This is a genomic window from Halorientalis regularis (assembly GCF_023698535.1).
GTDB lineage: Archaea > Halobacteriota > Halobacteria > Halobacteriales > Haloarculaceae > Halorientalis > Halorientalis regularis.
Map to the genome: position 1 here is coordinate 1 of NZ_JALJCL010000028.1, position 11,210 is coordinate 11,210.

Genomic DNA, 11,210 nt, shown 5'->3' on the forward strand with positions numbered 1-11,210 from the left:
CCCCGGGGAGCGTCATCGGACGACGTCCTCACTCTGCGATCCCCCTCTGCCACAGATCCACCCTCACCCACTCTGGGCCACGCACCCGTCGGTGTCACTCGGCCGACGGGCCCCCTCGTTTCCGTGCACCGGCTACAGACCGCACCACTTTCCATACAACAATGTCAATTCCACAACCACGAACTGAGACGAAGACCGACTCCGCGACGAATGTAGGCGAACCGGAGGGCATCCAAGCCGAGACGCCCCCCTTCGCCACGGCCGGCGACCTCGTCGTGACGGTGACGAACACACACGACGAACCCGCAGATGTCTTCCTGGAGAGCGCTCGTGCCAGTGTTGAGCACGTCGAGAGTGTTGGCGTCGACCAGTCCTACAGCCGCATTCCGCCGATTAAAACCGCCGCTGCGAACGGCGGGACCGTCACTTTCGACAGCGACGATCTCGGCGACGGCGATACCTTCTATCGTGTTGTCGCTACTTTCGCGGCCGAGCCGACGAGCGGCGAGATCTCCGCCGAGTTCGAACAGCTCAACGTCACTCGAGGAACGGTTCTTGATTCGCTATGAGCGCGAGTACAGAACACACGACCTACGACCCGGACGCCGACGCCGTCGAGACCCGCGCGATTGAAGACGGCGACCGGCTGTACCGACTGGAGGCCCCGATCTCGTCAGATGCTCAGGCCAGGGACGGACAGGCGTTCTCGCGCGACCGCCTCGCCACGTTCCGCGACCAGATCAACGGCGACGACCAGCCGGTCCCGCTGATGGTCGACCACGGAAAATCGGACATCGGCGGCGACGCCCGGTACAGCGTCCTCGGACGGGTTGGCACTGTCGACAGCGCCGATCTCGAAGCGGACGGTGACACCACCCTGCTCCGTGCGGAGATGTCTGTCGCTGATCCCGACGCACTCGCCGAAGAGGGCGACGCCGGCGAGATTGAGGCGGCCCTTCGGTATCTCAAGTACCAGGCCGAGACGATGGGTCTCTCGTTCTCGGTGGGATGGGACGAAGAGAGCGAGCGCACCGGAGGCCCGTCGTTGTTGGAAGTCTCGGCGGTCGCACTCCCGAGTGATGTCGCGGCGAGCACCGCAGGTGTCGAACCCACCGAGGCGGCAACCCGCGGCTTCGAGGCCCTCCCGAAGCGCGAGCGCAACTCCTGGCCGCACAACATGCCCGACGACTGGGGCCTCCGCGGCTTCGAACCCGACGAACCGACCGACGTCGAGCGCGCTGAGGAAGCGCTGGACCGCCTCCAGCACGTCCGTGAGTTCCACGATCAGGACGGCGGTACCCCGCCTGCCCTCGCGACGGTCGACGAGCTCCTTCGGCTGCTGGGATACAGCGTCACCACGGCCAGCGTCGAGGAGCGTCTCGGCGAACTCCGGCGCGACGGCTACCAGGCCGAGCGCGAACGCGAGGACGTCCTCGGCCGGCTGGACACGATCGACGAGTGTGCGCAGAAACTGGCTCAGCCCCAGCGCGAGTATCAGCACGCGGTCGGCAGTGTGACCACCTATCCGTTCGGCCGGTCGGGTGCAGAGAGCCGCGACCGGATCGAGGACGCCGTCGCCACGCTGCGCGAGGTCGTCACCGGAGACGACGGCCACGAGATCGACGGCTGGGGCATGGCCGCCCTGGAGGAGGGTCGATAGATGGCGGCCCGTCTCACCGCAACTGGGCGGTATCAGTTCCAGGCGCTCGTCCCGTTCGCGCGGGAGGTGCCGGCCGACCAGCGCGACGCTATCTCGGGCCGGCTGGGGGGCCTGCCAGTCGCGCACCAGGGGCACGCTCGGCGCGAGACCGAGTACCACCACCCCGACGCCGTCACGGTCTCGCCTGATGAGGCGATCGTCGAGTTCACGCTCACTGGGAGCGAGGGCTACACGCCTGCCGACGTGCTGAGCGGCGTGACTCGACAACTCACCCGGTGGCAACAGGAGGCCGCGCCGCTGACGCTGACCGAGCCGACGCGCGCCGGCGGCGAGGCTGAACTGGCGTGGCTGACGGACGCCCGCCTCGGCGTCGACGACCGTGGGCCCAGGCCGAACGCCGACGGCCAGGAGTACCTCATCGCCTACCCGGACGACCCGCTCTCGCCGGAGGCGGTGACGGCGATCGAAGCCCACACTGATAACCGTGTCATGGCCGGCCGTGGGTGGCTGGCGGTCGCTGGACTGTCGGGCACGTATCCGCCGTGGAGCGTAACGGCGCGCGGTCAGCCGACGATCACCGACGTCGTCGAGCAGCTCCCGACGCATCGCCTGCCCGAGCCCGACCTCGCGGATCGGTACTTCTGGAACCGTCGCGACCTCGGTACGCTGGCCGCCGTCGACGACGAGCACCGCACGGCCCTCGGAGAGTTCGCCCAGCGACAGAGCCCGCACGCGCCGGCCGACGACGTCGGCGACGGCGAGGGGGTGACAGCATGACCACGACGACCTTCGAGGTCGGCGACACCACGATCCCGATCAGTACCCCCCATGCCGATGCCGACGAGACAGTGGTCCGGCTGATGCACACGCACTACTTCGTCGCCGGCGTGCTGGAGACCCTTCACGAACGCGCTGACGAGGACGGCGTCGTCGAGGGCTGGTCACAGCCTGCTGTCGACACGCTCGACGAGGCATACTTGACCGGAAAGTGGCTGTTGGATGAGATCGAAGATGGCGGCATCCCGGACGACGTCGGCGAGCTGGACGAGGAACTCCTCCGAGAGATCCGGCGGACGATCGTCCCGGTGGCCGCCTCACTCGGCGTCGAGATCGGCTTGGAGGCGACGGCAGAGCAGCCGTCGTTGTTCGACAGCCTGCCTTTCGTGGGGTGGTCGCAGTGACGTTCTCCGTCTCGACGACGCTCGAGGTCGGCGTCGACGACTCGTCACTTCGGTCGACCCGGTCCCAGATTGAGGGTGAGCTGAGCGACATCCAGGTCGGCGTCGACGGCGGGAGCGTCTCTTCGCAACTCAGCCGGGCCGTGCCCGACGGCGGGACGGCGGCCGCCGGCGGGTCGGCCATTGCCGACAAACTGGACAAGCAGACCGAGGTGCTGACCGAAGTCCGAGACACCATTGAGCAGAGTGCCGTCTCGGCCGGCGGTGGTGGCGGCGTCCTCGGCGGGCTCTTGCCCACCGGCGGTGGTAGTGGCGGCGGTGGCGGTGGGTTCCTTTCCGGCCTGCTGACCGGCGGGCTGGCGCTCAAGGCGAAGGAAGTCCTCAGCGTGGGCGGGCGGCTGTCCCTGTCCGCGCCGCAGGTGCTGGCCGTCGGTGGCGTGCTGACGCTGACGGCGGCGGGCGTCCTCGCCGTCCAGGGCCACTTCGAGAAGCCAGCGCGGGAACTCTTGGCTGTCGGCGGCGTCCTCTCCATTGGCGCGGCGGGCGTTCTCGCAGTGACGGGTGCGCTGTCGCTCCCTGCGGCGGCGGTGATCGGCGTCACGGGGGCCATCACCCTTGGCGTCTCGGAGATCGTCCGCCTCCTCCCCGACGGGCCCAGCAGCGTCAAGACCGACGGCGTCCGCGGCTCGACGAAACCCGGCGCGACCCCGGCGGGTGACGGCACCGACATCCAGGGGGATACGGTCGTGGGGTTCAACAAAACCACTGACCGGATCGCCAATATGTTCGGTATTGACATCTCGCAGGACACCGGACAGACCAGTCAGGTCCAGCAAAAATTCAACGCTGCCGCCGAGAGGCGGAGGCAGAAAGTCGTGGTTGAGGTCAATGAGAACCGCGACATCACGGTCGACATCAATCAGAACATCAAGGAGGCGCTCCGGCAGGCAGGCTTTAATCCGCGTGAATACGAGGAGATCGTCAAGGAGTTCCGGCGGCTCAGACAGGGGCGATAGGCAAAACCCCTCACCTTCCTGGTGTCTTCGCCTGCATTTTCCTCACGTTTCCATTATCTATCGGAACTGATACGCACGACGGCGTCGGGGTAGGTTTCCGACATCTGCGGCGATCTGGGGCCAGCAGTTCGAATAAGGCCCGCAATCCTGATCTCTGGGACTGCGTTACCAAGAGAAATCAAACGAATCAGTGTGTTCGCTCTCCTTTCCAGGCTGAACGGCGTCGCGATCCGCGGCTGATCGTGCAGCGTCGCTCATATCGCCGTGTGTCCGGGCTTTGAACCCAGCCCGCCAGATGTCGCTACCGTCGGCGTTCCGGCCCAGCCAGCCGTCCTCTTCGAGCTGCTGGAGGACGCGCGTCACCGTCGATGCCGACGGCGGGTCGTCGAGATCGCGACGGACGTCGGTTGCCCGGAACGCTCCCTCCTGGATCGCGAGCAAAATCGCCCGCGAAGCGACAGCGGTGGCTCGGTGAGACATGACCAGTTCATCGGCCACTGTCCCAATTAAACCAGCGCTCAATAATGCAGGCCAGCAAAAATCACGTTCGGTTCAAACTGATTCTATCCAATTTTATTTCAGGCTCATCACAAGAAGGGTACTACCAGATACTGTTTAACTGGAGCTTGATACAAACCGCCATCAGGGGGGCGGATGGGCCGGCTGGTCGTGATTATTCAGGTAATCACGAGCACGTATGCCGTACAACCAGCATTTGGTTACGGTATGGGTCGACAGCTCTGGACGTGGCAGGATGCTCCGCCGGCGGCCCCTCGCGATCGTTGTTACCGCACGCGTTGCACTGGTGGTCGGACTCGTGGGGTAACTCTTGGTTTCGAGAACTCACAAATCTGCCCAGGGCGGTGCGCCGAACGCTTCAGCGTAACACTCCGGATGGCAGGGTTCCTGCCGGTTGTCGGGCCAAGCGTCCTCGAGCGGGACCTGGTCACCGCAGAGACCACACTCGGCTGTGTGTCCGGCCTGCCGTGCATCTGGGGAGAGGTCCTTCGTCTCGATGTACAGCTCCTGGAGCGCTCGCGGTGTGAGTCGGATCAGTACCTTCTCGCGATCGTCCTCGTCGCGACGCTCGGGGGTGTAGGTGAGCACCCAGTCCTGCCCTGGCTCGCCGTCACCGGCGGGCCCGAGCGAGATCGTCTGTGCCAGTTCGTCGGGGACGTAGTGCCATTCGTTGCTCGCGAACCGCGGATAGTGACCTTCCGGGCGTGGATCTTTTGGGTCGACGTCGTCGTCAGTCATCGGTGATCGTCTCCCAGACGGCGCCGTCGCCGGCGTAGGCCCACCCACCGTAGCTGTCGGTCTTCTCGAAGCCGGCGAGGTCTTTCAGGTACCGACTGATCGCGTTCCACATTGTCCGGTCCGTCGAGTAGTGTTCCTCGTACTTCGAGAAGAGTTCGTCCTGGAGATCGCCCGTCTCCAGCTCGCCATGCTCGCGAAGCAGGAGCAGCGCGTCGACGACGATGTCCTTCGCGTGGCTCTTCTTCGGCGGCCGGTCGGCCAGGTACTCGCGATATGCCACCTCAAGGTCACTGTCAACGTCGTCGCGAGCGACGGGCGGGACAGACTCGTCGCCGCTTGGCGCGCTCGTGTCGCCGGCGCGCGTGTCCGATGGAACGGTCGGGTCTGACCCCAACGGCGTCTCCGCCGGCTCAGGCGCGTCCGTGCCGTCGCCGTCAGGACCGTCCGGATTTCCCTCGACGACTCGCCCCTCTGTGTCGGCCTCAATCAGCTCAATGATCCGCGTCTCCAGGCTCTTATCGCGTGGAACAGTTCGCTTCCAGGCGTCCCACTTCTCGTCATCAATTTGAAACTGGTACTTCGTCATGTGACCGGCTTCAACCGCCTCGCTCATGTAGCTTAGTAAGAGGTCCTACTACTTAGTACACGATTGTAACAGTTACTAAGTCTTAGTAAGAACTACTAAGTACTTGGAGCATAGATATACAGGTAAGCGCAGGACGCCGGCCGCAGAAAGCCGGTGCGTGTCACAGCACGCCCGACTGCGCTGGAGCAAACCAGCAATGACTCAATATACGCCCCGGTCTGTTGAACGTACCGCTCTCCCGGACGCGGTCGACGCGCTCGGCGTCGACGGCGACGGACGAACCCACTACATCACGCCGCGCTCGGCTGGCCCGGTCACGATCTACGTCGAGACCGGCGACGGCTTCGACGTCTTCGAGCTTGAGGAGACGCCCTGTGACGGCTTGGAGGGATGGGTCGACCACGTCGGCACGCTCCGAGGCTGGAATCGGCTCTGTTACGCCGAGTCGTTCGGTGACCACCTCGCGGACTCCCTGGAGGTCGGTGCCTGATGGTCGTCGCGCCTTACGAGCGCGAGTGTCGGCTCTGTGGCGAGGTCTTCGAGGCCGAAGACGGCGATGTCCAGACCTGCCCCGATTGTCTTGACGAGCAGCGGGAGCGTGGTCTCTGATGGCGGTTGCACCCACGTCGACGCCGGCGACGACGCGCCGATCCGTCGCGGCCGCCACCGAGTACATCGCGACCTGCCGGGTCGCACCCCAGCTGTACGAGGTCGTGAACGACAGCGGTGACACGTATGTCGTCGACCTGCGAGAGCCCGCGTGTACCTGCCCCGACTACGAATACCGGGCCGACAGCGACGACCGCGTCGGCGAACACGGCTGTAAGCACATCCGACGGGTTCGGATGGAGCGCGGCGAGATCGACATCGCGCCGCTGCGGGAGACCAACCTCCGGCTTGACCCGCTGCTGCTGGAGGCGATCGCCGATGTCTGAGGGTGGCCGCGTCATCGAGAACCACGGCGAATGGGACTGGTCGCTCGTCGTCACTGAGAGCGGCATCGTCGCCGCGCGGAAGCCGATCAAACACGACGGCGTCCTCACGTTCTCGACCGCCGACCGCCGGGTGCCGGACCGAGCTCGGAGTCAGGCTCGGCTCACCGTCGACGAGGTGATTCACCAGTACGTCACGCGGTCGAGTTCGGACACGCCAGCTGTCGAACTGCTGGACGACGTTGTCGCCGCACTCGAGGACGTGCGTGGCGTCACGGAGGGGGACGATGACGCTCGTTGACCACCCGCGGCCAGGAGAGGTCCGACTCGTCGAGTGCCCGTTCTGTGGGGCGGATCTCACTGGACGGGCGCCGACGGCAACTCACCTACGAAACTGTCGGCCGTTCCACGAGGCGTGGGCCCCGTCGTCAGGAGGTGACGCCGCCGATGCCTGAGGTTACCTGCGAGCGGTGTGGGAGTTCGTTCGATCCCGACCGCGAGACGGACGTCGACGCCGCCAGCAGCGCCCGCTGCCCGTCCTGTGGCTGGGAGTACGAGCCCACGCCCGACGGCGGCGCGGACGGCGACACGACGATGACTGTCGCCTCCGACGGCGTCACGATCACCCTGACAATCGAGGTCGAGCCCGCCGGCTGACCGCGACCACCAGCCTATCTTAACCAACAACTGGCCCCTGCCGTGGCGAGTGTTGGTTAAGCGATCCCGGAACGGGCGGTGGTCGCGATTGGGAACGTACCGGTAACCGGCACGTTCGCGAGCGCCGCCCACGGCGATCGATTTCCAACTATGGCACGACACGCAATCGACGAAGGCGACGTCAGTACCGCACTCCCGACCACTCCCGAAGAAATCCGGGCAGCGTTCGACGACGTCCCGCGTCTCGACCAGCCCTCGGGTGAGGACCGTTGGCTGGCAGAGCGGACGTTTCCGGATGCAGCGACTGAGGCGCTGGATTCGGTTCCGGACCCACATCACGACTGCGTCTACAATCAGGCAACGGTAGTGCCACCGTGGGTGGCGGCGACGGCCTACTGTGATGCTGTCCCGCTTGAGGACCCACACCGCGAAGAGGCTGTCCGAGACACGCTGATGGACCACATTCTGCTGTCGCCCGACTTCCAGCTCGTCGACGGTCGCGACGCCGTCGAAGCTATCATCTCTGCGGCCGAGTCGGGTGGTGCCGATGTCTGACAACAACCCGATTCGCGACCTGAGTACCGAAGAATACGACCACACCACCGTCGTCGCCGCAGCGCTCGAGTTCGTCGGCGAGATGGACGAGATCGGCCGGACCGAGCTGGTGGAAGAAGTCCGGCGGTTCCGCGAAGATTCCGGTCAGTAGTACCCCGGCCCCGGTAGGTTTTTGTTAGTGCTGACTCAACAGTCGCTAAAGCACATGTAACGCGTATCGTAAAACCGGCGGCGTGGTGGCACACACCGCCTTACGATGATCGTCCACTCCCGAACGAGCGGACACGACACGACCCACCGACCATGATGGGCTCATTCAGACATTCGTGGCCGGGGATTATAAAATCACCCCGGTTTTCGACTGGGCTCATCTTATCGGTTGTGTGCGCGTCTCTTTCGGGAGTGAACCAAACTCAGCGACGATGCCACACGACATACAATGCACACCCCGACGACGCGAGCCGAGTTCGAGCGCGAAATTCAGGAGGAGAGTCTGTCCAGCCAACAACGCCGAGAGAAAATTCTTTTTTCGATGTTCTTTTCGAGAGAGTGGGGGCATCTCAGCCATGAAAGAGAAATCACCAGACAGCGGTGCGGTAGCGGATGGCCAAGCCATCGAGTGATGGGTGGGGTGGCTCGCCACCCCACCCACCCATCCCACCGTGCCGGTGTGAGTGGTGGTGGTGTGAACCCCACCGCTCCCACCGTGTCGGTGGGAGGGTGGCTTGGAGGTGGTCTCTATGTCTGACCGCACTCGTCTTGATCTCCGCGTCCCAGCTCGTGAGTACCGCCGTGCGAAGTACGATGTCCTGAAGCGGCACGGTCTCCTCTCCGATCTTGACGGCGTTTCCTCGCCGGCGGATCTCGCGGACCTCACGGACGAAGTCCTCGGTTCTCTCCTGAAGGGTCGTCTCAGTCGGTACGTGAATGAAGCCATCGAGGAGTATCTCGACGAGGATCGGTACAGTGACCTCGAGGAGAAGGTCGACCGTCTCATCAGAGCCGCCGGTCGCTCGCCAGATTCGGCCGAAGAAAAAAACGACCTCTCCGGTGAGACCACTCGCGCGATGGTCTGGGTTGATGAGCATCTCCTCGCAAAGTTCAAATCTCGCGTCGACGAGGACAATGCCGAGCGCGACAGCTACGCCGAACGGCAGTCCTACGGGGAGGCTCTCGGTGTCGCACTCAGCGAGCGGTACGACGGCGGCCGGGCTGCACGCCTCGAGGACAAACTCGACCGCGTCATCGACGACGCCGAGAGCCTCCTCGGCGAACTGAACGACGACACCGACAGCGGCCTCTCAAAAAAGGAGCGCGTCACGACAGCTATCGCCACGCAACTACCCGACCAGTTCACCGAGGCGGAGCTGGCCGACGCGATCGACGCGGAGACCAGCGGCTCCGACTACTATCACGAGGAGTACACTGACCGTGTCATCGACCACAAGGGCGTCCGGCGATATGAGCGGGCGGGACAGCCCGACCTCTTCCTGATGCAGGAGGCGTGGGCTGCGCGGACTACCGGCGACATCATTGAGAACCTCGGTGGCGACCCGATCCATGATACCGCTCCAGAAACCATCTCGAAGCCGACCCTCCAGAACGCCATCTCTGACGCGGGCATTGACGTTTCCGAGGAGAACCGCGAGCAGGTGAATGTGTACAAGGACCGCGTCCTGGATCGTCTTGGGTATGACTGGCAGGCGGGGATTGAGATGTTTGCTCCGTCCGACGATGCGGAATCGGAAGATCAACCCTCTGACCCTGGGGGTGAAGTCCAGACATCAGCCTGCGATGTCGCCTCTGACCAGAATGGGGCCGACAGCGTCGCCGATGACTTGGACGCGCTGAGTGACCGGGCGACTGCCGTCCGTGCTGACGGTGGGGTGGTGATGGACGACGGGTGATCTGAATGTCGCAGGCTCAACAAGCCACTCTCGGCGATTTCGTTAACCAACACGCTGGTGTGTTGGTTAATGACCAACGGGACCGGTGCGAAGCAATCGCCAACTCGACGGGCGAGCGGTGCGGACACGACAGTCTGTCCGGTATTCCTTACTGCGCTCACCACAAGCATCTGCTTGACCCGGTGGACTTAGCCTGAAGCCCTCTTGTGCTTGTTTTCGCGCCGCTCACCGGAATTGGGGTTACTGACAGTATGTAATGGCGCGTATCTTGCACCAAGATGAGCGGCACACACGTCCCGTCGGGGATACAGAATGCGCCGGCGACGGCGCGGCTCGTCTACACCGCGCTCGATGATGCCCACAGTCTCACGATCGCGGAGATTGAGGAGCGGACGGGGTCGTGTACCCGGTCGGTGAAGGAGGCCCTTGGCCGGCTCCGAAACTCGGGGTTCGTAAAGCGTGAGCCCCATCCGACCGACCAGCGACGCGCGCTCTACGCAACCGTCGACGCCTCGGGGGCAAGCCAGTCTGCGGAGGAGGTGACCACGTCGTGAGCCGTCACCGTCCTCCCTCGGCCGCCGATGGTAGTACAGAAACCCAGCAACCGGACTACGAATCGCTGGAACTCCCGACGAAGCCGCCGTCGGAGTACTCGTGGCGTGAGCGCCGGAAGGAGTTGTTACAACTGGTCAAGCAGGCCGGCCACCCGGACGCACTCAACCAGACCGAGCTGGCCGAGCGCTACGGCGTCAGCCAGCAACAGATCTCGAAAGACCTCGACCGGCTCGCGGAGTACGCCAGTGACACCCTCGGCCAGCGTCGCGACCTCGTCAGCGAGGCGGTCTTTCATCGGGCGATGGAGGGCCTGATGGAGCAGGAGGAGTACCGGAAGGCCGCTCGCACCGTCGCCGACTGGAACGAGTGGCTGGACCATCGCGTCGAAATCGCGGAACTCCGTGACCGACTGGACCGCGTCGAGGACCTTCTGGAGGAGGATGGCCATGTCTGAGTTTGACGACATCCGCGACCGCGTCGACGAACTCGAGGAGCGTGCCGAGCTGACGGCGACGGACACGCACACGTCCGAGGACGGGCTCTTCCTGTTCAACGAGGCGGGCGAGATCATCGCCCTGTCAACCGGCGACGGCTGGAACTACGACGTCGCCGACGAGGACTTCGAGCGCGACGCGAACGGAGACATCATCATCGCCGACTTCACTGGGACCTGATTATGACCGGATTTGACGACATCCGCGACCCCGTCTCAATGACCCGCCAGGCCGCGCGCACTGGCGGTGAGAGCAACAGCGCGCACGCTCCGCGGGCCCACAGGAACCCCGGGGAGCGTCATCGGACGACGTCCTCACTCTGCGATCCCCCTCTGCCACAGATCCACCCTCACCCACTCTGGGCCACGCACCCGTCGGTGTCACTCGGCCGACGGGCCCCCTCGTTTCCGTGC

The 11,210-nt window shown here is 64.5% G+C and carries 18 protein-coding genes; 15 read left to right on the plus strand and 3 right to left on the minus strand.

Translation table 11 applies throughout. The annotated features are described in order from the left end of the window. The first annotated feature begins 161 nt into the window (after positions 1 to 161). From MU521_RS20825 to MU521_RS20845, 5 genes are read left to right on the plus strand one after another with little or no spacing between them, the layout of a single operon-like run. Positions 162 to 569 carry a hypothetical protein gene (locus tag MU521_RS20825; RefSeq protein WP_092695837.1) on the plus strand — a complete coding sequence of 136 codons (408 nt, stop codon included), beginning with the start codon at positions 162 to 164 and terminating at the stop codon, positions 567 to 569. Further along, entirely contained in the window at positions 566 to 1,660 is a 1,095-nt protein-coding gene (locus MU521_RS20830; RefSeq protein WP_250864838.1) for a hypothetical protein, read from the plus strand. The genes MU521_RS20825 and MU521_RS20830 overlap by 4 nt, the downstream gene beginning before the upstream one ends. Then, positions 1,661 to 2,437 carry a hypothetical protein gene (locus MU521_RS20835; protein ID WP_250864839.1) on the plus strand — a complete coding sequence of 259 codons (777 nt, stop codon included), beginning with the start codon at positions 1,661 to 1,663 and terminating at the stop codon, positions 2,435 to 2,437. Next, a complete protein-coding gene (locus MU521_RS20840; protein ID WP_092695831.1) occupies positions 2,434 to 2,841 on the plus strand; it encodes a hypothetical protein in 408 nt (135 codons plus the stop codon). The genes MU521_RS20835 and MU521_RS20840 overlap by 4 nt, the downstream gene beginning before the upstream one ends. Next, positions 2,838 to 3,854 (plus strand): hypothetical protein, encoded by a 1,017-nt coding sequence (locus MU521_RS20845; RefSeq protein WP_139171245.1) that lies wholly within the window; start codon positions 2,838 to 2,840, stop codon positions 3,852 to 3,854. The genes MU521_RS20840 and MU521_RS20845 overlap by 4 nt, the downstream gene beginning before the upstream one ends. 165 nt (positions 3,855 to 4,019) lie before the next feature. Here the strand turns inward: MU521_RS20845 and MU521_RS20850 are convergent, their stop codons facing one another. The 3 genes from MU521_RS20850 to MU521_RS20860 form a co-directional block, all read right to left on the minus strand. Beyond that, positions 4,020 to 4,334 (minus strand): helix-turn-helix domain-containing protein, encoded by a 315-nt coding sequence (locus MU521_RS20850; RefSeq protein ID WP_139171243.1) that lies wholly within the window; start codon positions 4,332 to 4,334, stop codon positions 4,020 to 4,022. Between the two features lie 363 nt (positions 4,335 to 4,697). Next, a complete protein-coding gene (locus MU521_RS20855; RefSeq protein WP_250864840.1) occupies positions 4,698 to 5,111 on the minus strand; it encodes a DUF8161 domain-containing protein in 414 nt (137 codons plus the stop codon). Then, entirely contained in the window at positions 5,104 to 5,724 is a 621-nt protein-coding gene (locus MU521_RS20860; RefSeq protein WP_250864841.1) for a hypothetical protein, read from the minus strand. Before MU521_RS20860 ends, MU521_RS20855 begins: the two co-directional genes overlap by 8 nt. A 169-nt stretch (positions 5,725 to 5,893) precedes the next feature. Between MU521_RS20860 and MU521_RS20865 the strand changes: the two genes are divergently transcribed. The 10 genes from MU521_RS20865 to MU521_RS20910 all read left to right on the plus strand — a co-directional run bounded on the left by MU521_RS20865 (position 5,894) and on the right by MU521_RS20910 (position 10,977). Beyond that, positions 5,894 to 6,187 (plus strand): hypothetical protein, encoded by a 294-nt coding sequence (locus MU521_RS20865; RefSeq protein WP_250864842.1) that lies wholly within the window; start codon positions 5,894 to 5,896, stop codon positions 6,185 to 6,187. 118 nt (positions 6,188 to 6,305) lie between these two features. Continuing rightward, positions 6,306 to 6,632, plus strand: a complete 327-nt coding sequence (locus MU521_RS20870; protein WP_092695821.1) for an SWIM zinc finger family protein — start codon at positions 6,306 to 6,308, stop codon at positions 6,630 to 6,632. After that, positions 6,625 to 6,930 carry a hypothetical protein gene (locus MU521_RS20875; protein WP_092695822.1) on the plus strand — a complete coding sequence of 102 codons (306 nt, stop codon included), beginning with the start codon at positions 6,625 to 6,627 and terminating at the stop codon, positions 6,928 to 6,930. Before MU521_RS20870 ends, MU521_RS20875 begins: the two co-directional genes overlap by 8 nt. 146 nt (positions 6,931 to 7,076) lie before the next feature. Next, the gene (locus MU521_RS20880; RefSeq protein WP_139171237.1) at positions 7,077 to 7,286 is read left to right on the plus strand and encodes a hypothetical protein; all 210 of its coding nucleotides are present in this window, start codon (positions 7,077 to 7,079) and stop codon (positions 7,284 to 7,286) included. Positions 7,287 to 7,436: 150 nt separating this feature from the next. Further along, positions 7,437 to 7,841, plus strand: coding sequence for a hypothetical protein (locus MU521_RS20885; RefSeq protein ID WP_092695824.1), 405 nt, complete (start codon positions 7,437 to 7,439; stop codon positions 7,839 to 7,841). Further along, complete coding sequence (locus tag MU521_RS20890) at positions 7,834 to 7,992, plus strand: hypothetical protein (RefSeq protein WP_175452977.1); 159 nt, start codon at positions 7,834 to 7,836, stop codon at positions 7,990 to 7,992. Before MU521_RS20885 ends, MU521_RS20890 begins: the two co-directional genes overlap by 8 nt. 589 nt (positions 7,993 to 8,581) lie before the next feature. After that, positions 8,582 to 9,748: a hypothetical protein gene (locus MU521_RS20895; protein ID WP_250864843.1), complete on the plus strand. Its 1,167-nt coding sequence runs from the start codon at positions 8,582 to 8,584 to the stop codon at positions 9,746 to 9,748. Positions 9,749 to 10,026: 278 nt separating this feature from the next. Next, on the plus strand, positions 10,027 to 10,302 hold the full coding sequence (locus tag MU521_RS20900) for a MarR family transcriptional regulator (RefSeq protein ID WP_092695834.1): 276 nt from the start codon (positions 10,027 to 10,029) through the stop codon (positions 10,300 to 10,302). Next, the gene (locus MU521_RS20905; protein ID WP_139171247.1) at positions 10,299 to 10,757 is read left to right on the plus strand and encodes a DeoR/GlpR family DNA-binding transcription regulator; all 459 of its coding nucleotides are present in this window, start codon (positions 10,299 to 10,301) and stop codon (positions 10,755 to 10,757) included. Before MU521_RS20900 ends, MU521_RS20905 begins: the two co-directional genes overlap by 4 nt. After that, entirely contained in the window at positions 10,750 to 10,977 is a 228-nt protein-coding gene (locus MU521_RS20910) for a hypothetical protein (RefSeq protein ID WP_139171249.1), read from the plus strand. The genes MU521_RS20905 and MU521_RS20910 overlap by 8 nt, the downstream gene beginning before the upstream one ends. The last annotated feature ends 233 nt before the right edge of the window (positions 10,978 to 11,210 follow it).

Excerpts from the sequence above, each read along its gene's own strand:
- MU521_RS20825 (WP_092695837.1), top strand. The coding sequence starts at position 162 with ATGTCAATTCCACAACCACGAACTGAGACGAAGACCGACTCCGCGACG.
- MU521_RS20830 (WP_250864838.1), top strand. The coding sequence starts at position 566 with ATGAGCGCGAGTACAGAACACACGACCTACGACCCGGACGCCGACGCC.
- MU521_RS20835 (WP_250864839.1), top strand. The coding sequence starts at position 1,661 with ATGGCGGCCCGTCTCACCGCAACTGGGCGGTATCAGTTCCAGGCGCTC.
- MU521_RS20840 (WP_092695831.1), top strand. The coding sequence starts at position 2,434 with ATGACCACGACGACCTTCGAGGTCGGCGACACCACGATCCCGATCAGT.
- MU521_RS20850 (WP_139171243.1), bottom strand. The coding sequence starts at position 4,334 with ATGTCTCACCGAGCCACCGCTGTCGCTTCGCGGGCGATTTTGCTCGCG.
- MU521_RS20855 (WP_250864840.1), bottom strand. The coding sequence starts at position 5,111 with ATGACTGACGACGACGTCGACCCAAAAGATCCACGCCCGGAAGGTCAC.
- MU521_RS20860 (WP_250864841.1), bottom strand. The coding sequence starts at position 5,724 with ATGAGCGAGGCGGTTGAAGCCGGTCACATGACGAAGTACCAGTTTCAA.
- MU521_RS20865 (WP_250864842.1), top strand. The coding sequence starts at position 5,894 with ATGACTCAATATACGCCCCGGTCTGTTGAACGTACCGCTCTCCCGGAC.
- MU521_RS20870 (WP_092695821.1), top strand. The coding sequence starts at position 6,306 with ATGGCGGTTGCACCCACGTCGACGCCGGCGACGACGCGCCGATCCGTC.
- MU521_RS20875 (WP_092695822.1), top strand. The coding sequence starts at position 6,625 with ATGTCTGAGGGTGGCCGCGTCATCGAGAACCACGGCGAATGGGACTGG.
- MU521_RS20880 (WP_139171237.1), top strand. The coding sequence starts at position 7,077 with ATGCCTGAGGTTACCTGCGAGCGGTGTGGGAGTTCGTTCGATCCCGAC.
- MU521_RS20885 (WP_092695824.1), top strand. The coding sequence starts at position 7,437 with ATGGCACGACACGCAATCGACGAAGGCGACGTCAGTACCGCACTCCCG.
- MU521_RS20890 (WP_175452977.1), top strand. The coding sequence starts at position 7,834 with ATGTCTGACAACAACCCGATTCGCGACCTGAGTACCGAAGAATACGAC.
- MU521_RS20895 (WP_250864843.1), top strand. The coding sequence starts at position 8,582 with ATGTCTGACCGCACTCGTCTTGATCTCCGCGTCCCAGCTCGTGAGTAC.
- MU521_RS20900 (WP_092695834.1), top strand. The coding sequence starts at position 10,027 with ATGAGCGGCACACACGTCCCGTCGGGGATACAGAATGCGCCGGCGACG.
- MU521_RS20910 (WP_139171249.1), top strand. The coding sequence starts at position 10,750 with ATGTCTGAGTTTGACGACATCCGCGACCGCGTCGACGAACTCGAGGAG.